Source organism: Sphingobium sp. B2D3A (assembly GCF_025961795.1).
Lineage (GTDB): Bacteria > Pseudomonadota > Alphaproteobacteria > Sphingomonadales > Sphingomonadaceae > Sphingobium.
In genome coordinates, this window is the sequence record NZ_JAOQOI010000001.1 from 3,524,338 (window position 1) to 3,549,321 (window position 24,984).

Annotated in this window: 26 protein-coding genes; 11 read left to right on the forward strand and 15 right to left on the reverse strand. The window is 63.8% G+C overall.

From position 1 onward, the window contains the following. Positions 1-88 precede the first annotated feature (88 nt). Complete coding sequence (locus M2337_RS16430) at positions 89-1,537, reverse strand: undecaprenyl-phosphate glucose phosphotransferase (RefSeq protein ID WP_181560414.1); 1,449 nt, start codon at positions 1,535-1,537, stop codon at positions 89-91. Between the two features lie 24 nt (positions 1,538-1,561). Then, positions 1,562-3,094: a tetratricopeptide repeat protein gene (locus tag M2337_RS16435; RefSeq protein ID WP_264571103.1), complete on the reverse strand. Its 1,533-nt coding sequence runs from the start codon at positions 3,092-3,094 to the stop codon at positions 1,562-1,564. A 271-nt stretch (positions 3,095-3,365) separates the two neighbouring features. Here M2337_RS16435 and M2337_RS16440 point away from each other — a divergent pair, with 271 nt between their 5' ends. Genes M2337_RS16440 through M2337_RS16455 form a run of 4 tightly spaced genes read left to right on the forward strand, consistent with a single transcriptional unit; the run spans position 3,366 to position 7,511 of the window. Then, positions 3,366-3,983 carry a polysaccharide biosynthesis/export family protein gene (locus M2337_RS16440; protein WP_264571104.1) on the forward strand — a complete coding sequence of 206 codons (618 nt, stop codon included), beginning with the start codon at positions 3,366-3,368 and terminating at the stop codon, positions 3,981-3,983. Continuing rightward, positions 3,980-5,173 (forward strand): hypothetical protein, encoded by a 1,194-nt coding sequence (locus M2337_RS16445; protein WP_264571105.1) that lies wholly within the window; start codon positions 3,980-3,982, stop codon positions 5,171-5,173. The genes M2337_RS16440 and M2337_RS16445 overlap by 4 nt, the downstream gene beginning before the upstream one ends. Further along, a complete protein-coding gene (locus M2337_RS16450; protein ID WP_264571106.1) occupies positions 5,173-6,675 on the forward strand; it encodes a GumC family protein in 1,503 nt (500 codons plus the stop codon). The genes M2337_RS16445 and M2337_RS16450 overlap by 1 nt, the downstream gene beginning before the upstream one ends. Positions 6,676-6,707: 32 nt before the next feature. Then, a complete protein-coding gene (locus M2337_RS16455) occupies positions 6,708-7,511 on the forward strand; it encodes a CpsD/CapB family tyrosine-protein kinase (RefSeq protein WP_264571107.1) in 804 nt (267 codons plus the stop codon). A 417-nt stretch (positions 7,512-7,928) separates the two neighbouring features. On the opposite strand, the gene rfbB is transcribed toward M2337_RS16455, so the two are convergent. From rfbB to rfbA, 4 genes are read right to left on the reverse strand one after another with little or no spacing between them, the layout of a single operon-like run. Further along, complete coding sequence (gene rfbB / locus M2337_RS16460; protein ID WP_264571108.1) at positions 7,929-8,999, reverse strand: dTDP-glucose 4,6-dehydratase; 1,071 nt, start codon at positions 8,997-8,999, stop codon at positions 7,929-7,931. Further along, positions 8,992-9,858: a dTDP-4-dehydrorhamnose reductase gene (rfbD, locus tag M2337_RS16465; RefSeq protein ID WP_264571109.1), complete on the reverse strand. Its 867-nt coding sequence runs from the start codon at positions 9,856-9,858 to the stop codon at positions 8,992-8,994. Before rfbD ends, rfbB begins: the two co-directional genes overlap by 8 nt. Then, a complete protein-coding gene (gene rfbC, locus M2337_RS16470; RefSeq protein WP_264571110.1) occupies positions 9,855-10,400 on the reverse strand; it encodes a dTDP-4-dehydrorhamnose 3,5-epimerase in 546 nt (181 codons plus the stop codon). Before rfbC ends, rfbD begins: the two co-directional genes overlap by 4 nt. Then, positions 10,400-11,275, reverse strand: coding sequence for a glucose-1-phosphate thymidylyltransferase RfbA (rfbA, locus tag M2337_RS16475; RefSeq protein WP_264571111.1), 876 nt, complete (start codon positions 11,273-11,275; stop codon positions 10,400-10,402). The genes rfbC and rfbA overlap by 1 nt, the downstream gene beginning before the upstream one ends. Positions 11,276-11,512: 237 nt before the next feature. Here rfbA and M2337_RS16480 point away from each other — a divergent pair, with 237 nt between their 5' ends. From M2337_RS16480 to M2337_RS16490, 3 genes are all read left to right on the forward strand, one after another. Continuing rightward, the gene (locus M2337_RS16480; protein WP_181560423.1) at positions 11,513-11,770 is read left to right on the forward strand and encodes an XrtV sorting system accessory protein; all 258 of its coding nucleotides are present in this window, start codon (positions 11,513-11,515) and stop codon (positions 11,768-11,770) included. A gap of 71 nt (positions 11,771-11,841) precedes the next feature. Next, entirely contained in the window at positions 11,842-13,143 is a 1,302-nt protein-coding gene (locus M2337_RS16485) for a UDP-glucose dehydrogenase family protein (RefSeq protein ID WP_264571112.1), read from the forward strand. A 173-nt stretch (positions 13,144-13,316) separates the two neighbouring features. After that, entirely contained in the window at positions 13,317-14,180 is an 864-nt protein-coding gene (locus M2337_RS16490; RefSeq protein WP_264571113.1) for a UTP--glucose-1-phosphate uridylyltransferase, read from the forward strand. 153 nt (positions 14,181-14,333) lie between these two features. Here M2337_RS16490 and M2337_RS16495 read toward each other — a convergent pair whose 3' ends face one another. Genes M2337_RS16495 through petA form a run of 3 tightly spaced genes read right to left on the reverse strand, consistent with a single transcriptional unit; the run spans position 14,334 to position 17,107 of the window. Further along, positions 14,334-15,173, reverse strand: a complete 840-nt coding sequence (locus tag M2337_RS16495) for a cytochrome c1 (RefSeq protein ID WP_181560426.1) — start codon at positions 15,171-15,173, stop codon at positions 14,334-14,336. Between the two features lie 15 nt (positions 15,174-15,188). Continuing rightward, positions 15,189-16,529 carry a cytochrome b gene (locus M2337_RS16500; RefSeq protein ID WP_181560427.1) on the reverse strand — a complete coding sequence of 447 codons (1,341 nt, stop codon included), beginning with the start codon at positions 16,527-16,529 and terminating at the stop codon, positions 15,189-15,191. Between the two features lie 11 nt (positions 16,530-16,540). Beyond that, positions 16,541-17,107, reverse strand: coding sequence for a ubiquinol-cytochrome c reductase iron-sulfur subunit (gene petA, locus M2337_RS16505; protein ID WP_181560428.1), 567 nt, complete (start codon positions 17,105-17,107; stop codon positions 16,541-16,543). Positions 17,108-17,405: 298 nt separating this feature from the next. On the opposite strand from petA, the gene M2337_RS16510 reads away from it, so the two are divergent. Together M2337_RS16510 and hemF are read left to right on the forward strand one after the other, a co-directional pair. After that, positions 17,406-17,864: a tRNA (cytidine(34)-2'-O)-methyltransferase gene (locus M2337_RS16510; RefSeq protein WP_264571114.1), complete on the forward strand. Its 459-nt coding sequence runs from the start codon at positions 17,406-17,408 to the stop codon at positions 17,862-17,864. Continuing rightward, positions 17,861-18,742, forward strand: coding sequence for an oxygen-dependent coproporphyrinogen oxidase (hemF, locus tag M2337_RS16515; RefSeq protein ID WP_264571115.1), 882 nt, complete (start codon positions 17,861-17,863; stop codon positions 18,740-18,742). The genes M2337_RS16510 and hemF overlap by 4 nt, the downstream gene beginning before the upstream one ends. Here hemF and M2337_RS16520 read toward each other — a convergent pair. Continuing rightward, positions 18,729-19,490 (reverse strand): hypothetical protein, encoded by a 762-nt coding sequence (locus M2337_RS16520; RefSeq protein WP_264571116.1) that lies wholly within the window; start codon positions 19,488-19,490, stop codon positions 18,729-18,731. The two genes, hemF and M2337_RS16520, sit on opposite strands and share 14 nt — an antisense overlap. Before the next feature lie 104 nt (positions 19,491-19,594). Here M2337_RS16520 and lipB point away from each other — a divergent pair, with 104 nt between their 5' ends. Continuing rightward, positions 19,595-20,275: a lipoyl(octanoyl) transferase LipB gene (gene lipB, locus M2337_RS16525; RefSeq protein WP_264572298.1), complete on the forward strand. Its 681-nt coding sequence runs from the start codon at positions 19,595-19,597 to the stop codon at positions 20,273-20,275. A gap of 146 nt (positions 20,276-20,421) precedes the next feature. Further along, complete coding sequence (locus M2337_RS16530) at positions 20,422-20,700, forward strand: hypothetical protein (protein WP_264571117.1); 279 nt, start codon at positions 20,422-20,424, stop codon at positions 20,698-20,700. Between the two features lie 3 nt (positions 20,701-20,703). Here M2337_RS16530 and queE read toward each other — a convergent pair whose 3' ends face one another. From queE to M2337_RS16555, 5 genes are all read right to left on the reverse strand, one after another. Next, positions 20,704-21,345 carry a 7-carboxy-7-deazaguanine synthase gene (queE, locus tag M2337_RS16535; protein WP_264571118.1) on the reverse strand — a complete coding sequence of 214 codons (642 nt, stop codon included), beginning with the start codon at positions 21,343-21,345 and terminating at the stop codon, positions 20,704-20,706. A 9-nt stretch (positions 21,346-21,354) separates the two neighbouring features. Next, entirely contained in the window at positions 21,355-22,059 is a 705-nt protein-coding gene (queC, locus tag M2337_RS16540; RefSeq protein WP_413716208.1) for a 7-cyano-7-deazaguanine synthase QueC, read from the reverse strand. 138 nt (positions 22,060-22,197) lie between these two features. Further along, positions 22,198-22,620 (reverse strand): DUF3617 domain-containing protein, encoded by a 423-nt coding sequence (locus M2337_RS16545; protein ID WP_264571120.1) that lies wholly within the window; start codon positions 22,618-22,620, stop codon positions 22,198-22,200. Between the two features lie 123 nt (positions 22,621-22,743). Further along, entirely contained in the window at positions 22,744-23,664 is a 921-nt protein-coding gene (locus M2337_RS16550; RefSeq protein WP_264571121.1) for an Hsp33 family molecular chaperone HslO, read from the reverse strand. Between the two features lie 48 nt (positions 23,665-23,712). After that, a complete protein-coding gene (locus tag M2337_RS16555) occupies positions 23,713-24,855 on the reverse strand; it encodes an acyltransferase family protein (protein ID WP_264571122.1) in 1,143 nt (380 codons plus the stop codon). Between the last annotated feature and the right edge of the window lie 129 nt (positions 24,856-24,984).

Sequence of the window (24,984 nt, forward strand, 5' to 3'; positions counted from 1 at the left end):
CCCCCTCCGCGCGATGCAGTTGAGCCCACTCATCAGCGCGCCGCCCATGGCAGCCCGCTCGAACGACCCTTCAGCCTGGCGGACAGCCTCAGTAGGCATGCTTGTCCCAGATCAGGCGCACGACAGTCTCGAGGATGATCCGCAGATCAAGCAAGGGCGACCAGTTCTCGATATAATAGATGTCATATTCGACACGTTTCTTGGCTCTCTCGATCGTATCGATCTCCCCGCGCAAGCCCCTCACCTGCGCGAGGCCGGTGATCCCGGGCTTCACGCGATGCCGCGCAGCATATCCCCGAACCGCGTCGTGATAATAGGCATCGCCGACGCGCATCGCCAAGGCGTGGGGCCGAGGCCCGACCAGAGACATCTCACCCCGGAGCACATTCCACAGCTGCGGCAGTTCGTCGATGCTGGTGCGACGAATGATGCGGCCCACCCGGGTGATCCGCGGGTCGCCCTTGCGGGTCCGTTCGCCACCACTGACATCCTGACGATCGGTATACATCGACCGGAACTTGAGAACCTCGATTTCCAGATTGTTGAAGCCGAGGCGCTTCTGGCGGAACAGGATCGGCCCCTTGCTCTCCAGCCGGATGGCGAGCGCGGTGAGGATGAGCAGCGGCGCGAGAACGATCACGCCGATGAGCGCAAGAAGGCGATCCTGAATCTCCTTCAGCACGCCGTCGAAATCCCGCATCGGCAGTTGCCACACGCTGAGCACCGGCAGGGAGCCGATATAATTGACGCTGTACCGATCCCGCAGCACCAAGAACTCGCGCGGCATGATGCAAATGTCGATCGCGCCGGCACTGAGTTGCTCGATGATCTGGTTGAGACGCTCCTGTCGCACCAGAGGCAGCGCCACGATCACCTGGTCCAGCATCCCCTGCTGCGCGAGGCCCAGCATCTCGTCGAACCCCCCGAGATACGGAAATCGCCCGATCATACCCGTCTCGACTCGAGAGCGCCGGTCGTCCGCAAAACCCACGATGTTGATATGGGGCAGCCGCTCGATCTCCAGCAGTTCCAGCAGCCGGCTCGTCACCTCCCGGTCCGCGCCATAGATCGCCACGCGCTGCCCGATGATCTTGTGCTTCATCGCCACGCGAACGAGCTGCCGGAACAGTAGGCGCGAAAACACCAGAAAGATAAGGCAGACCAGCGAGAAGACGAGCGCGAAGCGGAGCGACAGATCGCCGCCTTTGCCAAATTGGACGAGGATGAATCCGGTCAGCGTCAAAGCCACGAGGAAGTCGAGGAATGTGCTGCCACCAAGATCATCGCCCTGCCCCCGGAAGCCGGAATAGGCGTCCCGGGAAATCCGGATCAGGAAAAAGTTGATCGCCATGACGACCACGACGGTCGAATGGAGGCGTGCGTCCAGATAATAGCCTAGGAAACTGCGGTAAAAGGCGACCGTGATCAGATAGGACAGCAGGAAGCACAGGCTATCATTGATGATACCGCCCGAGCGCAACACGTTGGACGTGAAGCGGACATATTTGTTACGCGCAGGACGCTGAAAGCTGATCATGGTTCGCCGAATTACAAAACGGTGTCAAAAGCGACCAAACAGGCCGCGATCGGCCGGTTTGCCTGGGGGATCATCCACGAGATAGGCTGTCCGGGCATTGTCCAATCCATTCTGAGCCACGCTCGCGCAGGTCCCATCTTGTATGGCCGCGCATTGCGCCACGAGCAGGCTCCACGCCTTTTCCGACGACGGCAAAGCCCGGGCAAAATTGCGCGCGACCGACATACTCCGCGCCCTATCCCCCGAGTCATGAAGATATTGCATATAAGATTGCACCAGAGGAAAATTCTGGGGAATCTGCTTCAATCCCTCTTCGTAGATCTGGCGGGCACGCCAGATCTCGCCGCGCGCCCGATAAAGCTGCGCCACGGCCTGATAGGCGTCGGGATTGCGCGGATCGTTCGCCAGCGCCAGCTGCGCCGCTTCCAGCGCAGCGCGTGCGTCGCCTCTTTTCGCGGCATAGTGCGCGCGCAACAGCAGCGCGTCGACATTCTCGGGATCCTGCTTGAGCAGCGATTCGACCTGCCCCTCGACTCCCTTATCCTTGCCGGTTTCCATGAGCAGGCGCAGCTTGAGCGGTGCGATCAAATCCTTGGCCCGCCCATCCGGCACGGAATTCAAAAGCAGATTGGCCGTCTCGCGATTTCCGCGCGCGAGCAGATAGCGCGACACCGTCAGGACGGCGAGCGGGTCACGCCAATCCGTCGGCCCGCGCGCGACCTCGGGCGACAGCGGCGTGGGGTCGAACTCCCACCAGATGCGGGTGAGCACTTCATAATCCGACGGCTCTCGCAAACCCTCACGGAGCAGCGCCAGGCTGGCCTCGCGGGCCTGCGGCAGCCGGCCCATCTTGTAGAGCAGGTTGATGCGGTCCAGCTTCATGGCCGTCCCGGCATTCCCGGTCGCGACCAGCCGGCCCAGCGCCTCAGCCATCGGCTCGGGCTTGCCCAGATAGCGGTACAGATTGACCTTGTTGGTCAACAGCGCCGAGGAATCGCCGGAGACACGCAACGCGTTGTCGATCAGGGCGATGGCCTCTTCCGCCTGCCCGCGCCGCGCCAGCACCCGCGCCTTCACGATAACACCGGCTTCGTCCGTCGCCGAGCGCGCCAGAATCCGGTCCGCATAGGACATCGCATCGTCTAGCTGCTCGCGGGCCAGGGCGATCATGCCCTTCGTCTGCAGCGCGGGCATGGCATCGGGTTCCAGCGTCAACAGTCGGTCCGCTGCCGCTTCGGCATCTGCGATCTGCCCAAGCTGAACACCGAGATTCGCCACATAAGCGAGGGCCAGACGGTTCGTGGCATCGAACTCCAGCGCTCTCTGGAACGCCCGATAGGCCCCCGCAGGATCGCCCGACTGCAAGGCAATCATGCCAGCCAATTGCTGGAAATTGGGTCCATCTTCCCGCAGACGGATCGCCTCGCCAATCGCCCGCTGGGCGCCGGCGAGGTCACCCGCCTGCAGCATCGCTTCCGCCGCCTGCGCCCGCTCGGCGGCCTGCTCACTCGGGCTCTTGCAGCCGCCCAAGGCCGCGAGGATCAGCAAAGCTGCCAAAGCGTTCGATGATGGGCCTCGGCCCGAGGCCTTCGGCATTCTACTGCCGAAACGGGCAGCGCTGCCATGAGCGAAAGTCAGCCTGCCAAACCCGGTCATATCGCCCTGTCGTGAATATCGCCCAACCCGCGTCGCGTTACAGGGCTTAACCCCAGCAAGCAACGAAAGTAACCATTGCCCCCACATCATTAACCCAGCTTTTACGTAGTGACGGCATAGGGTTTTGGTATATGAAGCCTGCATTCCCGGCCAAGTAGAAGGATCCTCAACCGTGCGGTTTCCCGTAATTTCATGGTCCATGGCGGGCCTTCTTGCCGCCGTCGCAACGCTGCCAGCGATGGCGCAGCAGAACGCCGCTGCGGCAGGCGGTGCATCCAATCAGGTCGCCCGGCCCTATACAATTAACCCCGGCGACCAGATCGAGGTTTATGTGTGGGGCGAGGAGCGTCTGCAGCGCTCGATCCGCGTGCTGCCGGATGGCAGCTTCTCCTTCCCGCTGGTCGGCCGCATCGTCGCGCAGGGCATGCTGCCGGAGCAGGTCCAGACTGCGATCTCGAACGGACTGGCCAGCCAGTATCGCGGCGAGCCCCCGCAGGTGACCGTCTCGGTCGAAACGCCCTCGGGCTTCACCTTCTCGGTGGTGGGCCGGGTCCGCGGCCCCAGCTCGTTCACACCGGGTCGCTATGTGAACCTGGTCGAGGCCATCGCCATGGCCGGTGGACCGGACGAGTTCGCCAATCTCGATAACGTCACCATCATCCGCAAGAACGGCAATGAGCTGTCCGCGCTGCGCTTCCGGCTCGGCGGCGCGATGAAGGGCAATCTTTCCGAAGAGGCCGCCCGCGCCATTCCCCAGATCCAGACCGGCGACACGGTGATTGTTCCATGAATAAGACGAAGCTGATCGGCTCGGCAGCCATCGCCGCCCTCATGCTCGGCAGCGCCGCGCAGGCTGACACCCGCATCGGCGCAGATCTCGGCGTCACCGGCGGTGTCGCCAGCAATCCCTATGGCACGGTGGGCGGCGATAGCGCCGCCGCCACGCTGGCCGGCAGCTTCGCCCCCACCGTCACGATCAATTCGCCGACGGGCACGACCCAGTTGCGCGGATCGGTGACGCATACGGAATATTCGCGGCTCTACGACGGCACCACCGACTATGGTCTTTCCGGCAACATCAGCCGCCAGATCAGTCCGCTAACCTCGCTGACTGCAGGTCTTTCCTACTCCAGCTACGTGCGCAACGGCCTGTATCCGGTCTACGATCCGATCGTGGGCGGGCCGGTCGATCCTGGCGCCCCGATCATCGTCGATCCGAGCGGCAGCGTGAACTATCGCCAGCGGTCCGACGTGTTCTCCGGCCAGCTGGGCCTTGGCTTCACCCTCTCGCCCCGCGACACGCTCAACGTGTCAGTCAACGGCACGCGCGTGCGGTTCCCGGACAATATGGGCCTTTCCAAGGAATATGACACCTACGGCGGCGGCCTGACCTATATGCGTGCAATCGGCGCGAATACCTCTGTGGGCGTGGGCTTCAATGCGGCTCGCAGCGATTATCTCGATCCCGCCTTCGGCAAGACGACCCAATATACGCCGACCGCCCAGCTCAACACGCGGCTGGCGCCCCGGCTGAGCCTGAAACTCGCGGCGGGCTTGACCTTCAGCGAGACGCAATTCCCTGCCGTGTCGATCAACAACACATCCTTCTACGCCTCGGCAGATCTCTGCCGTGAAGGGGATCGCACGAGTTTCTGCCTCACCGGCTCGCACGGGGTTTCCCCCTCGTCGATCGCCGGCTCCTCGCGAGTCACGGCCATCGGCGCGCTGTATAATTACAAGATCGATCAGCGTAGCAGCTTCAACGCCAGCGCCTCTTATTCCCGGTCGAGCAGCCTCGTGGGAACCGGCGGCAATGATAGCGATTATGCGCGGGCGAGCGTCGGTTACGAGCGTTTGCTACGTCCTCGGCTGTCTGCTGTCATTTCGGTAACCTATAGTGACACATATAGCTCGCTCGTCTCACGCAACGCAAACATCCACGGACTCGTTGGATTGCGGTACAGGCTCGGTCAGAACTGATGAACAACGTCCACGCCAATTACGACACGGCTGAGGAGTCCGGCGGGGCATCGTTCCTGCCGCATATCCCGACGATTCTGATGCAGCGCAAATGGCTGGTCATCGTGCCCGCCCTCCTGCTGCTCCTGGCCGGCATCGCCACGGCATTCCTTCTGCCGGTGCAGTACCAGTCCAAGGCGGTTCTGCTGGTCGAGGCCTCGCTTCTTCCCGAGGATGTGGCGGGCGATCCCCGCAGCGCCGACGGCACGAGCGTCGTCGACCAGCGCATGGCGCGCATTCGCCAGCAGGTCCTCAGCCGTCCGCAGTTGGTGGAACTCATCCAGAGGAACGGGCTGTACCAGACCGAGTTGCGGACCCAGTCGCTCTCCGAAGTCATCACCACGATGCGCGAAGCGATTGCCATCGAACCGGTCACAGCGGACATTCAGGCCGCCAATGGCGGGCGGCGCAGCACCATCGCCTTCTCGATGAGCTTCAACTATTCCGACCCGGTGAAGGCGCAGGCCGTCGCCCAGGCGCTGACCGACCAGGTGCTGCAGCTGGACGCCAGCACCTCTGCCGCGCAATCGGTGAACACCATTCAGTTCCTCACTGACCAGCAGGCCGATTTGCAGACGCAGATCGCCGCGCTGGACAAGCAGATCGCCGATATCCAGCTGAAGAACGGCCTCACGCTGGCCAGCAGCACCATGGCGACGACCGGCGGCGGCACCATCGGCATCGACAGCCGCATCGCCGCGCTTCAGTCCGCCAATGCGCAATTGCAGGCGCAGCGAGAACTGACGCAGAGCGCGGCTGACCGCGATCCGGTGATCGCCGAAGCGGAAGCCGCTGTGGCCACCGCCCGGGCGCGTTACACCGAGCAGCATCCGGACGTGGTTCTGGCCAAGCAGCGGCTCGCCGAGGCGCGGGAGCTGGCGAAATCCAATCAGTCGCGCATTCCTACTTCCGCTATTTCCGCCCAGATCGCCGCCAATAATCGCGAGATTTCCCGCCTTGAATCGGCGCGTGCCGCCGAAGAAGGCCGCAGCGCCTCCATTCTGAGCGCCCAGATCCGCGCGCCGGTGGTGCAGCAGGAACTGGCGCAGCTGCAGCAGCGCATGACGGGCCTCAACGAGCAATATCAGAAGGTGTCCAACCAGCTGATGAACGCCAAGGCTGGCAAGCGTGCCGAGGACGAGCAGCAGGGCGAGCGTCTTTCCGTGATCGACCCGCCGGTGGTGCCGGACGATCCCTATTCGCCCAATCGCCCGAAGATCATCCTGCTCGGCGCCTTCGCAGGCCTGGGTCTCGGCTTTGGCCTGATCTTCCTGATCGAGATGCTCACGCGGCCGATCCGTGGCGCTGACGCCGTACTGCAAGCGACCGGTGCGTTGCCGCTGGTAGTCATTCCCACGATCATGTCGCGAGCCGAGCAGCAGCAGCGCGGTTTGAAGCGCCTGTGGCCCTTTGGCGGGCGCAAAGGCCGCACGAAGCCCGATGACGATGATGACGACGACTGATCCGCGCGCACTGTATCCAAGGAGTTTGAGCATTGTCTGATCAGCTTGCGCCATCGGCCCTGCAGGGCGCGCCTTTCCGCATTCCCGCGCCCAACGAGACAGCGCTGTTCACGCCCGACCCGAAGCTTCTCGAAGCCCAGCATGTCGTGGCGTTCAGCAACCGGCACCTCGCCTCCCGTCCGTTCAGCCTGCTGCGCTCGCAGGTGGTCAAGCGGATGGCAGCGGGCGGGCACAGGATCATCGGGGTCACCTCCCCGGCGCCCGGTGCCGGCAAGTCGTTCCTGACCGCCAATCTCGCCGCCACGCTGAGCCGCCTGCCCGGCAAGCAGGTCCTCGTGTTCGACCTCGACATTCGCCGGGCCTCGCTCGCGCAGAATTTCGGCTTGGTGGGCGAAGTCGGCCTGGAGCGCTTCCTCGCCGGCGAAACCGACGATCTGCGCAAGATCGGCCGCCATGTCGAAGGCACCAACCTCACGCTCTACCCCTGCTATTCGAACGATCTCGACAGCATGCCGCTGCTCGCCGGCGACCGCTTCGACCGGTTCGTCAAAGCCCTGCGCACGCTGGATGACGATACGATCATCCTCTTCGACATGCCGCCCGTGTTCGCCAATGACGACGCCATGGTGATCGCCGGCCATGTCGATGCTTATCTGATGGTGATCGAACAGGGCCGGACCAACCAGAAGCAGGTCACCGATTCGATCCGCCTGCTCGACCCCGCCGAATGCCTCGGTTCCGTCCTCAACCGCTACGATGGCGGCGTGACCGACCCCTATGGCTATTCCTACGGCGGTTACGGCAAATATACGGATTACTTCAGCAAGGAAGACTGAACGGCGAGGCAGGTTCACGCATCCCGCGCTGCCTGACTGGTCGCACTGGAAGGACTGTCCTCGCTAAAGGGGCTAGAGTGCCCCCAGTTCCCCACCGTCACCCCGGGCTTGACCCGGGGTCCAGCTTCCTAATGCTCAATTACATTCCGGCGCTCGAATGCACGGTTTGGTTGAAACTCCCTCCCCCGCAAGAAGCCTAGCGGGGCCCGGGTCAAGCCCGGGGTGACGAGGGTGGTGGGCCGGCTCGTCGGGCGTCAGGCCGACGTCATGAGTTCGATCAAAGGCCGATAGCGCTGCACTCCAACCCTCTCCCTCTGAGGGAGAGGGATGCGCAGACTTGGCAGCGTGCTGCCTGGTCGAAGCTGAGAGAGGGCTCAGCGATCCGAAGGGTCGCGCGGATCCGAGATCCGCCCCCCGTCACTGGCCAGCAGCGGCCTTCTCAAGCAACGGCCGCCACCACTGCTCATTGCGAAGATACCAGTCCAGCGTCTGCGCGAAGCCTTCACTGAAGGTGCGGCGTGGCGCATAGCCCAGTTCCGAGCGCGCCTTGGTTTCGTCAATCGCGTAGCGCCGGTCGTGCCCAGCGCGATCGGTGACGAAGGTCTTCAGCGTCTCGGACGCCTGTCCCCGCGCGGCGGGCGCGTCGGGGAAGCGCTGGGCAAGTTGCGGATCGGCAGCGAAGGCGCGATCCACCGTCGCGCAAATCTCCTCGATAACGGTGAGATTGGGCAGTTCCTGACCGCCGCCAATATTGTAAGTTTCGCCCGGTCGCCCGACCTGGAGAACCTTCTCGATGCCGTGGCAATGGTCCTCGACATGCAGCCAGTCGCGCACATTCATGCCGTCGCCGTAGATCGGAAGATTACGACCATAGAGGCAGTTGAGCAGGAACAGCGGGATCAGTTTCTCGGGAAACTGATAAGGGCCATAATTGTTCGAGCAATTGCTCGTCGTGACCTCAAGGCCATAAGTGTGGTGATACGCGCGCACCAGATGATCCGAACCCGCCTTGCTGGCCGAATAGGGCGAGTTGGGCGCATAAGCGGTGGTCTCGCTGAACGCCGGATCGTTCGGCCCCAGCGAGCCATAGACCTCATCGGTCGAGACATGATGGAAGCGGTGCGGACGGCCCGTGCCGGTGTCGAGCCACAGCTTGCGCGCGGCCTTGAGCAGGCTGTGCGTGCCGATGACATTGGTCGTCACGAAGGCGTCCGGCCCGGTGATCGAGCGATCGACATGGCTCTCAGCGGCGAAGTGGACGATGGTGTCGATCTGCTTGCGGGCCAGCAGATCCTCGACGAGCGGCGTATCACAGATATCGCCCACCACCAGTTCGACATCGCTCAGGCCATCGAGATTGGCTGGATTGCCCGCATAAGTGAGCGCATCCAGAACCGTGACAACGTCGCCAGCATGATGGGCGCGCCAATAATGCACGAAGTTCGCGCCGATGAAGCCGGCACCGCCGGTGACGAGCAGATTAGCCATTCGCCTTGATCACTCCGAGCATGTCACGAAGATGGACGCGCCAGTGCGGCGCGGGTGCGCCGATGTGCGCAACGGTGCTGCTCTTGTCCAGAACCGAATAAGAGGGTCTTTGCGCCGGCGTGGGATAATCGCTGGTGCTGATCGGCAAGACCGGCACCGTCCGGCTCAGCAGGCCAAGCGCGACCGCTTCCTCCTGAATCGCTACGGCAAAATCATACCAGCTCGCCGCACCGCTGTCGGTCCAGTGATGGAGGCCGCTTGCCCCTGCGGTGTGCAATCGCCAGAGGACGTCGGCCAGCCCGGCGGCATAAGTCGGCGTGCCGATCTGGTCGGCGACCACCCGGACCTCATCCCGCTCCGCCATCAGGCGCAGCATCGTCCGCACGAAATTAGGGCCGGTGTCGCCATAGACCCAGGCCGTCCGCACGATGAGGGCGTGCGGACACGCCGCAAGCACGGCTTCCTCCCCCGCCCGTTTGCTGGCGCCATAGACACCCAGCGGGGCAACGGGGCTGTCCGGCCGATAGGGCGTGCCCTGTGTGCCGTCGAACACGAAATCGGTCGAGACATGCGCGAGGGCCGCGCCGCTTGACGCTGCCGCGCGCGCCAGATTGCCCGGCCCGTCGGCATTGATGCGCCAGGCAAGATCGCGTTCGCTCTCTGCCTTGTCCACGGCGGTATAAGCGGCCGCGTTGAGAATAAGCGCGGGTTGGACCTCGGCGACGCACGCCGAAACAGCCGCCTCGTCCCCGATATCGAGCGCGGCCCGATCCAGCGCGACAATGTCCGCATCCTTAGGCGCGCATCGCTGCAGCGCCTGGCCAAGCTGACCGCCTGCCCCTGTGATGATGACCTTCACGGGAAGGTCACCGCATCCGCCAGCGGCTTGCCGGCCATGTCCTTGGCGGAAAGCTGCGGTACGATGTCCCCTAATGGCCAGTCGATGCCGAGCGCCGGGTCGTTCCACAGCAGGCTGTGCTCATGGCTGGGATCGTAAAAGCCGCGGCATTTGTAAAGAAAGTCCGTGCCATCCTCAAGGCAGAGGAACCCGTGGGCCATGCCTTCGGGCACCCAGAGCATCCGCTTGTTGGCCGCGCTCAATTCGACGCCCACCGATTTGCCGAAGGTCGGCGAGGACCGGCGCATATCCACAGCGACATCGAACACCGCGCCGGCCGTGACCCGCACCAGCTTCCCCTGTGGACCAGGCTGCTGATAATGCAGCCCGCGCAGCACCCCGCGCGAGGAGCGGCTGTGATTGTCCTGCACGAAGTCGATATCGATCCCGGCATCCTTGAACGCGCGCGCATTCCAGCTTTCCAGAAAGAAGCCGCGCTCATCGCCGAAAACCTTCGGCTCGATGATGAAGACGCCATCAATGGCCGTTTCTATGAGGTTCATCAGGCTTTGCCGTCCAGCAGCTTGAGGAGATACTCGCCATAGCCGGACTTGCGCAGCGGCTCGGCGACGCGCAGCAGCTGCGCATCATCGATAAAGCCCATGCGCCAGCACAACTCCTCAGGGCAACAGATTTTGAGGCCCTGCCGCTCCTCCGTGATCCGCACATAATTAGCGGCATCCGTCAGCGAGCCGTGCGTGCCGGTGTCGAGCCAGGCATAGCCGCGCCCCATCAGCTCGACATTCAGCTCGCCGGCTTCCAGATAGACGCGATTGAGATCGGTGATCTCCAGCTCGCCCCGGGCGGACGGCGCCAGCCCGGCCGCGCGCTCCACCGCCTGCCCGTCGTAGAAATAAAGTCCCGTTACGGCATAATTGGATTTGGGCTGCGCGGGCTTTTCCTCGATCGTCTGCGCCTTCCCGTCGGCGTCGAAGGAGACGACGCCATAGGCTGTCGGGTCGCTGACATTATAGCCGAACACCGTCGCGCCATGCTCGCGGGCATTGGCGGCCTGCAATAGCTCGGTGAGCCCGTGGCCATAGAAGATGTTGTCGCCGAGGATCAGCGCGGAGGGGTCCGTGCCGATGAAATCCGCACCGATATGATAAGCCTGCGCCAGGCCACGGGGCTCTGGCTGCACGGCATAATGCAGGTCGAGACCCAGCGCGCTCCCGTCGCCCAGCAAAGCCTGGAATGCCGCCTGATCATGCGGCGTGGTGATGATCATGATCTCCCGAATGCCCGCCATGATCAGCACCGAGAGCGGATAGTAGATCATCGGCTTGTCGTAGACTGGCATGAGCTGCTTGGAGACAGCCTTGGTCAGCGGATAGAGCCTCGTCCCCGATCCGCCTGCCAGAATGATTCCCTTACGCAATAGCAACACTCCATGCCTGTGCCCGGACGGGCGCTCCGAGGTAACGCATCACTTCTACAATGCAAGACGACCATTTTCGGCCGGTCCCGAGCCTGAACCATTTTGGCATGGCGGGATTATGCAGGCATAGGACGAAAAGATCGTGAATCGCTTTGCGTTTTCATTTCAGAAAAATTAGCGGTTTCGAACCGATCGATCCTGCGATCAAAATTGTGCCGCCTGACGGGAGAAGACTGCATGGAAACAGTTTATGACTGGCTCTCTCTGGCGATATTTGCTGGCATCATCGTGCTGTTCCTCCAGCGTTCCTCGATGGAAAATCCGCCGGACCGGATGATCGACTATCTGCCGCCGGCGCTTGGCTGCGCCATCGCCAACCAGGCCGGCAATTATGCGATCGAGCATGACAGCATGGTCATGCATGCTGCCGGGATTTTGCTGCTGGTCGGCGTGGTGGCCTATGTTTGGCTGGTGTTGAAGCCCAGTTTTAAATAGGCCTTGCGCCTGTTGGCGGCTTCCCGCTGCCGGCGCATCCACCGTGATTACGGCAAAAAGGGCGTGTTCCTGTGAGAATTACAATGATCGGCTCGGGGTATGTGGGCCTCGTCTCTGGCGCGTGCTTCGCGGATTTCGGCCATGACGTCATCTGTTTCGACAAGGACGAGGCGAAGATCACCGCCCTCCAGGAAGGCCGCATCCCCATCTTCGAACCCGGCCTCGATCATCTCGTCGCCAGCAATGTCGCGGCCGGCCGGCTGTCCTTCACGACGCAAGCGGCAGACGCCCTCGCCGACCCCGACGCGATCTTCATCGCCGTTGGCACGCCCTCGCGGCGCGGCGATGGCCATGCGGACCTGAGCTATGTGTACGGCGCGGCCGCGGAAATCGCGCCGTTCCTCAAGCGCTTCACCGTGGTGGTCGACAAGTCGACCGTGCCCGTCGGCACCGGCGACGAGGTCGAGCGGATCATTCGGGAGACCAACCCCGACGCCGATTTTGCCGTAATCTCCAACCCGGAGTTCCTGCGCGAAGGCGCGGCAATCGATGACTTCAAGCGTCCCGACCGCGTCGTGATCGGCGGCGATGATCGCCGCGCCCTGGACGTGATGCGGCAGATCTATCGCCCCCTCGTCATCGGCCGCTCGCCGGTGATCGAGATGAGCCGGCGCGGTGCCGAGCTGACCAAATATGCCGGCAACGCCTTTCTTGCGACCAAGATCACCTTCATCAACGAGATCGCCGACCTGTGCGAGAAGGTGGGCGCGGACGTGCATGAGGTCGCGCGGGGCATTGGCCTCGATAATCGGATCGGCGCCAAGTTCCTGCACCCCGGCCCCGGCTTTGGCGGCTCCTGCTTCCCCAAGGACACCCTCGCCCTGTTGAAGACCGCGCAGGATTATGAAGCGCCGCAGCGGATCGTCGAAACGGTCGTCGCCGTGAACGATTCGCGCAAGCGCGCCATGGGGCGCAAGGTCATTCAAGCGATGGGCGGGGAAGTGCGGGGCAAGACGATCGCCGTGCTCGGTCTCACCTTCAAGCAGAATACGGACGACATGCGCGATTCGCCCGCCATCGCGATCATCGAGACGCTGCAGGACGCGGGCGCCGAGATCCACGCCCATGATCCCGAGGGCATGGAGCAGGCCAAGCTGGTGCTGCGCGACGTCACCTATTTCGGCAATGCCTATGACACGATGGCCGGCGCCGATGCGCTGGTGTTCATCACTGAGTGGGACGCCTTCCGCGCGCTCGATCTCGCACGCATCAAGTCGCTGCTGAAGACGCCGGTGATGATCGATTTGCGCAACCTCTACCCGCGCGATCTGGTCGAGGACGCCGGCTTCTCCTACACGGCCGTCGGTCGGTAATTCGGCGGAACCGAGTTTCGCACCGACCGTTCTGACCTCGGCCTGGATGGATGCCACCACAAAGCGGGGCTCTTCATCCGGCCTTTGGGGCGGCCAATCGAACAATATGCGGTATCTTTACCTTAATGCTCGATAGGCACGTCCACGACTGACAGAGCAATCAGGGGGTTCATTTGACGATACGCAAAGCTGTCTTCCCGGTCGCCGGGCTTGGCACCCGCTTCCTGCCCGCCACCAAGGCGGTGCCGAAGGAAATGCTTCCCGTCGTCGATCGCCCGCTGATCCAATATGCCGTCGATGAAGCGCTGGAAGCCGGCATCGAGACGATGATATTCGTCACCGGGCGCGGCAAGGGCGCCATCGAGGACCATTTCGATATCGCCTTCGAGCTGGAGCGGACGCAGGCCGACCGCGGCAAGAGCGTCGCGGCGCTGGAAGGCACGCGCCTGACGCCCGGCAATGCGATCTTCGTCCGGCAGCAGGAACCCCGTGGCCTTGGCCATGCGATTTGGTGCGCGCGCGATATCATCGGCGATGAGCCCTTTGCCATCATCCTGCCGGACGAGCTTCTCGTCGGCCGTCAGAAGGGATGTCTGGCCCAAATGATCGAGCAGTATGAGAAAGTCGGCGGCAATCTGGTCTGCGCGCTTGAAGTGCCGATGGACGAGACGCCCAGCTATGGCGTGATCGATCCGGGCCCCCGCGACGGCGTGCTGACAGAGGTCCGGGGCTTGGTCGAGAAGCCGGCGCTGGGCACGGCGCCCTCCAACCTGATGCTGCCCGGCCGCTATATTCTGCAGCCCGAGGTCATGGCCCTGCTGGCGACGCAAGAGGCTGGGGCGGGCGGCGAAGTGCAGCTCACCGATTCCATGGCGAAGCTGATCGGCCAGCAGCCCTTCCACGGCGTGACCTTCGATGGCGAGCGCTTCGACTGCGGCTCGAAGCTCGGCTTTGCCCAGGCCAATTTCGCGCTCGCCTGCCGCGACGATGCCATGGGCGGCGATCTCAAGAGCTGGGCTCGGGATTTCCTCGCCTGAGAGGCGCCGACTCCGACGCAACGACCCTAGGCTTGCGCAGCAGCGCCTGACGCAAGCGCCATCTCCAATATCCATCGGCACATAAAAAAGGGCGGATCCTGCGATCCGCCCTTTTTCTTATCTCGTCGGGTCTATCGACCCGGACTTGAACCCTCAGTGCTTCTTGTTCGCCCAGATGTTCTGGTACGACATGTAAGCCAGCACCGTCGCGAACAGCAGGAAGATCACCACGGCGATGCCGGTGCTCTTGCGCGCTTCCATCTTCGGCTCGGCCGTCCACATCAGGAAGGCAGCGACGTCCGTGGCCATCTGGTCGACGGTCGGCTTGGGCTGACCCTCGCCATAAGTGACCTGACCTTCGGCCGTCAGCGGCGGCGCCATCGCGAGATTGAGGTTCGCGAAGTACGGGTTGTAGTGCAGCCCTTCCGGCGTCTTCGCGTCGGGGAACTTGCGCAGCAGTTCGGCCGGCTGCTCACGATAACCGGTCAGCAGCGCATGAACATAGTTCGCACCGTCATGACGGGCCTTCGCGATCAGCGAAAGATCCGGCGGAATGGCGTTGTTGTTGGCGGCAGCGGCAGCCACGCTGTTCGGATAGACCAGCGGGAACTTGTCCGCCGGCACGCCCGGACGCGTGCTGGGTTCACCCGTGCTGGGGTCGATCGACGGAACCTGACGGGCCGCGGCGATCGCCTTGATCTCGGCTTCATTATAGCCAAGGTCGGCGAGGCTGCGGAACGCCACCTGATGGATCGAGTGACAGGCCGAGCAGACTTCCGTGTAGACCTGGAAGCCGCGCTGCAACTGCGCGCGATCGAATTTGCCGAACGGCCCTTCAAAGCTGAAGCCAGCCTTTTCGGGGTGGAGGTGGAACTCCTTCTCAGCCGTGGGCTGCGGCGGCTCGCTCACATAAGCGACCCCACCCCAGATGAAGCTGAGCAGCAGCATGCCGGAGAAAAACAGGCCGACAAGGAAGGCCAGGACACGAACCATTGACGGACCCCTTAATTAAGCTGCGCCGGTGGGCTGGGTATCGCTGCCCATGCCCGGAGGTGCAGACTGTTCTCCCTCGAACTTGCCCTTGGCCAGCACCGCTTCGGTAATCGAACCGGGGAGCGGCAGCGGCCGCTCGATGGACGCAATGATCGGCAAGATGATCAGGAAGTGCGCGAAATAATAAGCCGAAGCGATCTGGCTGATCATGACATAGGGCTCTTCCGCCGGTGCACCGCCGCAATAGCCGAGCACGAGCACGTCCAGAATGAGCAGCCACCAGAACTTCTTGAACAGCGGGCGGTAGTTGCCCGAGCGGACCGGCGAGGTGTCGATCCACGGCAGGAAGAACAGCAGCAGAATGGACGAGAACATCGCCATCACGCCGAGGAGCTTCGCGGGAACCAGCACGATACCGGTGAACGGGATCACCAGATCCATCGTGAAGGCGCGCAGAATGGCGTAGAACGGCCAGAAGTACCATTCAGGCACGATGTGCGCCGGCGTCGAAAGCGGGTTGGCCTGGATATAGTTGTCCGGGTGGCCCATCGAATTCGGCGCGAAGAACAGCACCAGTGCGAAGAGGATGAGGAACACGCCGAGGCCGAAACCGTCCTTCGCCGTATAATAGGGATGGAACGGCACCGTATCCTGAGGCCCCTTCACTTCCACACCGGTCGGGTTGGACGAGCCGGGAATGTGCAGCGCCCAGATGTGCAGGATGATGACACCCGCAATCACGAAGGGCAGCAGATAGTGGAGCGAGAAGAAGCGGTTGAGCGCGGCATTACCCGGAGCGAAGCCGCCGAGCAGCCAGGTCTGGATCGGCTCACCCACCACCGGAATGGCGGCGAAGAGGCCGGTGATCACCTGCGCGCCCCAGAAGCTCATCTGACCCCAGGGGAGCACATAGCCCATGAACGCCGTCGCCATCATCAGCAGGAAGATGACCACACCGAGCAGCCACACCATTTCGCGCGGCGCCTTGTACGATCCGTAATAGAGGCCGCGGAAAATGTGGAGATAGACGACGATGAAGAAGAAGCTCGCGCCGTTGGCGTGCGCATAACGCAGCAGCCAGCCCGAGTTCACATCGCGCATGATGTGCTCGACGCTATCGAACGCCACGCCGGCATTCGCCGCATAGTGCATGGCGAGGATGATGCCGGTGATCAGCTGGATCGTCAGCGCGACGCCCGCGAGGACACCGAAGTTCCAGAAATAGTTGAGGTTGCGCGGCACTTCGTAGCCGCCGCCGACGGCGTTGTAGACGAAGCGCGGGAGCGGCAAGCGCTCATCCACCCACTTCATCACGGGATGCTTCGGCGTGTAATGCTCAGCCCAGGGAAAGCTCATTATCTTTATCCTCAGCCTACGAGAATGGCGGTGTCGGAGGTGTACTTATACTGCGGAACCACGAGGTTCTTCGGCGCAGGCCCCTTGCGGATGCGCGCGGCAGTATCATAGCTCGAACCGTGGCACGGGCAGAAATAACCGCCGAACTCGCCCCGGTTCTCACCCTCGCCGGCACCGAGCGGCACGCAACCCAGATGGGTGCACACGCCCATGGTGATCAGCCACTGCTTCTTGCCGTCGACCGTGCGCTCTTCCAGCGTCTGGGGATCGCGCAGGGTGGAGACGTTGACGGCGTCCGCCTCGGCAATTTCCTTGTCCGTCAGATGCCGCACGAACAGCGGCTGCGAGCGGAACACCGTCTTGATCGCCTGGCCGGCCTGGATCGCCGACAGATCGACTTCCGTCGTCGCCTGCGCCAGCACGTCCGCACTCGGACTCATCTGGGTAATCAGCGGATACAGAACGGCGAGACCGCCAACACCAGCGAAACTCACGGCTGCGATGTTGATGAAGTCGCGACGACGCACGCCTTCGCCATCGTCCATGACAGCTTCCGTCCCTTGCACTTCAGTGGCCATGCTTTGTCATTGCCTCCCTTTGTCCACGATCGCCCGAGAGCGTCGTGCACGCCGAAATCTCGATTCGGGCGCCAGTCGATCGCGCGGTCGAACCGAAAGGCTTCCTTATTGGCCGGAAGTCCGCTCGTCCGCCGAATGATACGACACACCGCACGCCAGGATGGTCCCGGCGCGTTCGGGCGCCTGATAGCGCCCTTGATTGCGATTTGCCAACCTTCAATTTCGTGGCCCGCCCGCCTTTTTCCAGCCGGGCGCAAGAGGGGTGGGATTGCGCAAGGGCCGTGGCTAGGAGGTAAGGATGCGCATCGCCCTCTATCAGCCCGATATCGCCGGCAACGTCGGCACCATCCTGCGACTGGCCGCCTGCTGGCAAATCCCCGTCGACATCATTCTCCCCTGCGGCTTTCCGGTGTCCGACGCGCAGCTGCGCCGGGCGTCCATGGATTATGGCGCGCAGGCCGATGTGATGCGGCATGTGGATTTTGAGAGCTTCTTCGCCGAGCGGCTGAAGGACGGCGCGCGCCTGGTGGCGCTGACCAGCGTCGGCAGCCTACCCCTGCCTCAGGCCAGCTTCCAGCGCGACGACATCCTCTTGCTGGGTCGCGAGAGCGCCGGTCTGCCCGAGGCGATCCACGCACAAGCGGCTTTGCGCGTGCGGATTCCCATGGCGCCGGGCTTTCGCTCCTTGAACGTCGCGGTAGCAACTGGCATCGCGCTTGGCGAAGCTCTCAGACAGACCGGACTTTTCCCCGCATGACTTCCACCGCACCCAACAGCCTCGACGATCAACAGCTGGCCGCCCGCGCCTGGTTCGAAAGCCTGCGGGACCGGATCTGCGCCGCGTTCGAAGCCATCGAGCGGGAAGCGGGCAGCGATGCGGCGTTCGATTATCTGTCCTGGTGGCGCGAGAGCGACGGCCAGCCCTCCGGCCCCATTGAACAGGGCGGTGGCGGCGGCGGCGTGCGCGGCGTCATGAAGGGCAAGGTGTTCGAGAAGGTGGGGGTGAATGTCTCGACCGTCGGCGGCGCCTTCTCGCCCGAATTCGCCCGGACGATCCACGGCGCGGGCGAAGAGCAGCCGGGCTTTTTCGCAACCGGCATCAGCCTTGTGGCGCACATGGCCAATCCGCATGTGCCGGCCGTGCACATGAACACGCGCATGCTGGTCACCACCAAGCGCTGGTTCGGCGGCGGCGCGGACCTCAATCCGCCGATCGTCTATGAGGAAGACACGGCGGACTTCCATGACACGCTGCGCCGCGCCTGCGATGCGCATGATGAAAGCTACTATCCGCGCTTCAGCCAGTGGGCGGACGAGTATTTCTACATTCCTCACCGGCAGGTTCACCGCGGCGTGGGTGGGATTTTCTACGACCATCTCGAAGGGCCGTTCGAGGAGAGCTTCGCCTTTACCCAAGCGGTGGGCGAGGCGTTTCTGGAGGCCTTTCCGCGAATCGTGCGTCGCCGCATGGGATTGCCATGGACAGCGGAGCAGGAAGCGCAGTTGCTCGAATGGCGCGGCCGCTATGTCGAGTTCAACCTCGTGCATGATCGCGGCACGCTGTTCGGCCTCAAGACCGGCGGCAATATCGACGCAATCCTGATGAGCCTGCCGCCGCGCGTCACCTGGAGCTGAACGGCGCTCCGGCTGCCGGCGCACCCGCCGTCGCCCGGTAAAGCGCGGCGCAGATCAGCACGACGAGCACCGTGCGGGCGGTTTCCACCAGCGCCGAGACCATCGCGATCAGCAGGTCGGCGATGTCGGCCGGCAGCAGCAGTTCGGCGACCACCCCCACAACGGAGGTGAGCACGACCCCCAGCACGATCATCATGATGAAAATAAGGCCGAGCACGCCGAAGACCCGCCAGCCGTTGCCCCGGGTCAACGCGGCGCTGCGCTGGAGGATAGTGAGCGGGTTGCGCTGCGACTCCGCCGCGGCGACCGGTGCGATCAAGGCCAGCCGGCCGATCAGATAGCAGCCGGGCAGAATGAACAGCATGAAGCCGCCCATGGCGCCCAATCCCTGCAGCAGGTTCGCAAGGAAGAAACCGGGCAGGACCGGAAGAGCCATGACCAGAGCCTCCCGCACCGTCGGTCGCTCGCCGCGCAGCAGCAGCGCGTGCATCGCCAGCACGGCGAAGGACGAGATGGCGGCGAAGGCCAGCAGCACGGGCCAGTTCAGCTCGGCATATTGGGTCAATCGCGCCAGCATCATGTCGTTGGTGGCGTTCTCGGCCAGTGGCTCGGGCTGCTTCACGAGCTGCTCGGCCACCAGAGCGGGCAGGAACATGAACATGCCGGCCACGGCGCCCAGAAGGTCACGGTTTGCCGTGCCCATCTGCTTGGCGTCGTCCCATATCGCTGCCAGATCGATCCTGCTCAACCGCTTGTGCTCCCGTTTGCGCGCTCGATAGGCAATATCTGTCCCGCGCGCCATAGGCGAGCCATGCCTTGCCAAATTTGGTCGCAGATCGCATCTCGGGCGAGATGACCGCACCTGCCCTCCCCGAACAGGATTTCCCGGCCAGCCCTGAGTGGCGGATCGAGCCGGGATTGCTCGATTATGAAAGCGCGCTGGCCGATATGGATGCGCGCGTCGCGTCGATTGCGGCGGGCGAGGCGCGCGAACGCATCTGGCTGGTGGAACATCCCCCGCTCTACACCGCCGGCACCAGCGCGCTCTCGACCGATCTTCTGGCGCCGGTCTTTCCCGTCCATGTCACCGGACGCGGCGGGCAATATACCTATCACGGCCCCGGCCAGCGCGTTGTCTACCTCAATCTCGATCTGAGCCGGCGCGGGCGCGATGTGCGGCGCTTCGTCCGCGCGCTCGAGCAGTGGATGGTCGCCGCGCTGGCCGATCTCGGTGTCGAGGCGTGGACCGTGGATGGCCGCGTCGGCGTCTGGACGCAGGGGCCGCACGGGGCGGAGGCCAAGATCGGCGCCATCGGCGTGCGGGTCCGCAAATGGGTGACGTTGCACGGCCTCTCCATCAACGTTGCGCCGGACCTTGCGCATTATGGCGGCATCGTGCCCTGCGGCATCAGCGATCTGGGCGTCACCAGCCTCGCTGATCTGGGACGCCCGGCCGACATGCACCGCCTCGATGCCATTCTCCAGTCGCATCTGCCGGCCATGCTGGCAGCGCTGGAGTCCGACGGCGGGTGAACGGCCGCAGCCATGGGGTGGTCGGGTTCCACGGCCCCTTGAGCCCTGCGGCATCCCTCTTTAAGACCGGCTCTTCGTGCTGCCGAGGGGGCCTCGACCGATCGGGAAATCGGCCACGACCAAGAAGACCAGAAAGGATGCCGCTGATGCGCAAGACCCATGTTCCCCTTCTTCTGCTCGCGGCGATGGGCGGTCTCGCGCTCGCAGGCTGCGATGGCGCGCAGGACAGCTCGGGCAATACGGTGGAAATGCGCGACATGAACGTGCTGGAAGGCACGGTGAACGATTCGATGACCGACCTCGATGCCGTGAAGGCCGATGGCCTCGGCGCCGTGGGCAATGCCGGCAGCGTCAGCCGCAAGCAGACGAGCGAGCCCGCCGCCAATGCCAGCTCTGAAGACACCGAGACGGTCGCCTCGGAGTAAGCGCTACTTCAGCCCGAGCAACTTGTGGGTCTGGAGGGACAGGCGCCAGCGGCTGTCTGACAGGACCAGCGCGATGGCGGCCTCCCGGTTTGCGGCATTGGCCTCCGGGGTGCCGCTATCCATCGGCTGCACGAGAAACTGGCCGAAGTCCCAATCCAGCAGCTCGGCCGGGTCGATTCCAGGCTGCGGCCAGACCAGCTTGAGTTCATCGCCCCGACGCTGCGTCACGCCACTGCCGGCCTTGGGGCTGATGCAGAGCCAGTCGACGCCCGGCGTCGCCGCCAGCGTGCCGTTGCTCTCCACCGCGATTTCAAAGCCGGCGGCATGGAGTGCGTCGATCAGCGCCGCATCGAGCTGCAGCATCGGCTCGCCGCCGGTGATGACGACGAACCGCTGGCCGGCCTCATCACCCCAGAGATCGGCCACAGCCTGCGCGAGCGCCGGTGCCGCGCCGAAGCGGCCGCCATTCTCCCCGTCCGTCCCCACGAAATCGGTGTCGCAGAACTGGCAGATCGCGCTCGCCCGATCCTGCTCCCGCCCGGACCAGAGATTGCAGCCGGCAAAGCGCAGGAACACCGCCCGGCGACCGGCCTGCATCCCTTCCCCCTGCAAGGTGAGGAACATTTCCTTGACGGCGTAGCTCATCGGCGCGGCTCAGGGATGCGTCGCGTAACGCGTCGGGTCGGGCAAGCCGGCTTCCTGATAGCCCTTCGCGCGCAGGCGACAGCTATCGCACAGGCCGCAATGCAGGCCTTCGGGCGTCGGATCGTAGCAGGACCAGCTCATGCCGGCATCCAGCCCCAACCGCCCCGCCTCGGCGGCGATCTGCGCCTTGCTCATATATTGGAGCGGCGTGGCGATCTGCACCGGCGCGCCTTCCACGCCCTGCTTGGTGGCCAGCGATGCCATATGCTGAAACGCGGCGATGAACTCCGGCCGGCAGTCGGGATAGCCGGAATAATCGAGCGCGTTCACCCCGATATAGATGCGCTCGGCACCCACCACCTCGGCCAGTCCAAGCGTGAGCGAGAGGAAGATCGTGTTGCGCGCCGGCACATAAGTGATCGGAATGCCCTCGCCCACGCCCTCCTTGGGCACGTCGATGTCGGCAGTCAGCGCCGATCCCCCGAACAGCGAGAGGTCGAGCGGCAGCACGACATGGCGCTCCACCTCCAGCGCGGCCGCCACGCGCTTGGCGGCCTCCAGCTCGACGCGGTGGCGCTGCTGATAATCGATGGTGAGCGCCGCCAGACGAAACCCCGCCTCGCGCGCCAGCCCACCGGCGACCATCGAGTCGAGTCCGCCGGAAAGAAGGACAACCGCCATGGGGCCGTGCGATGCAGACGATATCGGTGACATGATGCCCCGCGCTAGCGCAAATCCCCTGCCCCTGTCACGGGATGAGATGATTTGGCGTTTTTCGAACGGGCGCTCGGGCGGGAGAACGCCGTTGCGGCAGTGCTAGCCCCTCCTCTTTAGAGGAGGGGAGACATGTCGTCAGCGCCCCGCAGCACCCGGGCGGCAGGCCCCCACCCGTCGGGCTTCCATCTCATGCGCAAAAGGGAGTCCATCCGACACGCCCTGCGACGAAATCTGCACGAGCCGCGAGGTCTCGATCCGCAGATCAGTGCGACCACGGCCGCCCTCGCCACAGTCATAGGATGCCGCGACGGCACGCGGCGACTGGCGAATCAGGTAACGCTCGCACTGCCGATAGGGGTGCTTGGGCTGGAGCAGCTGGCTGCCATCGCTGATGCAAATCCGGCGCGCGGCCTGATTACTCCCGCGCTCCAGCAGCTCCCACTCGCCCGATTCGACCGAGTCCAGCCCACCCGCCTGCGGCGCCTGCGCCATGGACATGGGCGCCAGCAAGCTGCCCAGCGCGAGCCCGATCGCCAGCGTCGCTGCCTTGAATGCCATGTCACTTCAGCCACTTCTTCGTTTGCAGGCGGCAGAGGCCGACGGGGTCGGCTGCCGCAATATTTCAACGATGGAAATGCACGGCTTGTCGCAGATTGTCAAATTTGCCGGCGGGCGTGCGCCTCAGTGCGGGGCCTGCAACTCGGCCAAGGTGATATCGAAAATCCGCGAACAGAAAGCGCAGTCGACCGCGATCACCCCGCGCTCATCGGCCATGGAGGTGCGCTCGGCGGGGTCGAACCGGCCCAGCACGCCGCGAATCCGCTCCGGGTCGCACCGGCAGCCCTTGCGCAAATCGGCGCTGGAAAGCGCGCGAATCTCGTCTTCCTCATGGAACAGGCGCCAGGCGATATCCTCCAGCCCCAGCGCCGGATCGGTCAGTTCTTCCTCGGACAGGGTGTTGCCGAGGATCATGACGTGCTCCCAATCCGGATGATCGTGCCGCACATGCAGCCGCTCGCGCCCCACCTCGCCCTCGGGCAGATGCTGCAGGAGCATGCCGCCGCCGATGCAGCCCTCCTCCGCATCGTGCCGAACCGCGATTTTCACGATGCTCGGAATCTGCTCGGACTGGGCGAAATAATGCTCCGCCGCCGCGCCGAGGCCAGTGCCTTCGAGCGGGACGATGCCCTGATAGCGCTCGCCCGTGACCGCCTGATCGAAGGTGATCGCCAGATAGCCCTTCCCGAACAGACCGAAGAGCGTGGGATTTTCGCCCAGCTCGGCGAGGCGCTGCTCATCGAACTGTGCATAACCGCGCACCGCGCCGCCCATATAATCGGCGACCAGCAGCGACACCGCACCCTGCTCGGTCTGCGCCTGCAGGGTAAGCTGGCCCTCATCATCCTTGAGCATGGCGCCGAGCAGAGCGGCCAGCACGAGGGCCTCGGCCACCAGCTTCTCGATGACGGGCGGATAACGATGGGCGGCGAGCACCGCATTGAGCGCAGGGCCAAGGCGCACGAGCCGACCACGGACATTGCGGGCAGGCAGGGCGAAACCGAGGACGCGGTCCTCTGTGCGGGTAAGATCGAATTCTGACATGGCGCCTAGATAGGCACTCCCCTCACGAATGTCTAAGGGAGCGAGAGTCTAAGGGGCCGCCTGCGAGGAAGCAGGCGGATGAGGCCGTGCCTCCAGCCGGGCCCGCAACCAGCGCCGCGATGGTGTCTCGAACAGGCGGAAGGAGAGCACCGCGATGATGACCACGATGGCCATAAAGATCAGAAAGAAGGCCGGCTCGCGCGCCAGCTGATGGTCAGTCGCCAGACCCGGTACAGCGAGCAGCAGCACCAGCTGGACGGGAAAATGCCACAGATAAATGCCGTAGCTCGCATCCCCCAGCCAGCGCGTCCGTTGCAACAGGCTCGCCCGCAGGCAGGGCTCCAACAGGGCGGCCAACAGCACGATCGCCATGCTGAACAGCGGAACAGAGAGATAGCGCCGGATGTCGAGACTGTCGTCCCAGCTCGTCCATCCCCCTGCTCCCAGCAGCAGGACGACCAGCACGGAGAGCCAGATGGTGCGATTGGCGTGAACAGCAAACAGCGCCGCGCCGCCGAAGAAACCTGCCGCGCACATGAAGAGGATGTAGCCCTCGAACAGGAAACAGCCGGCGATGGCCGCTGCGGCCAGCAGGGCGGGCCCAAGCACGCCCGCGCGAAACAGCACCGGCAGGCTCAGCCAGAACAGCGCGTAAACAAGAATCTCGATGGACACCGACCAGATCGGCGCATTGAAGCTGTAGACCACCGTCGGCCACCAGTTGGAGGCAAGACCAAGATGCAGCAGAAAATTGCCCAGCGTATTGTGCTGGTAAACGAGGAACGCGCCGAATTTCGCCTGCGCGATTGCCTGCAAGCCTGCCACGATCAGCAGCGTCAGCACGTGAAGCGGATAGAGGCGCGCGACCCGGTTCACCACAAAGTCGCGCGTGCTGCTTTTCCGGCCATGATAGACATGGGCGAAGACGAAGCCGGATATCACCCAGAAGAGCTGCACGGCATATTTGCCATGCTCATAGAGCCAGCTGGCCTGCTCGAAAAAGGGCTGCTGCGGGCGGAAGCCGGCCATCGCCCGCTCGGCGCCCGGCGGGTAGAAGAAATGCTGATAGTGCCAGAAGATGATGACCAGCGCGGCCACGCCCCGCATCGCGTCGATCAGCAGAAAATGCCCCGACGTCCGCTCGGGCGGCGCGAACAATGCGGCAATCCGCCGTGCCCCGGCGCCGATCATGCGTGAATTATGCCGGAGCGCGAGTTGGGCGCCCCGGCATACCCTGCGTGACTCCGGCACGGCGCCGGATGTCCTGTGTCTGGTATAGCACCGACCAACATTCAAATGATGGCCGCCAGCGATGAATGG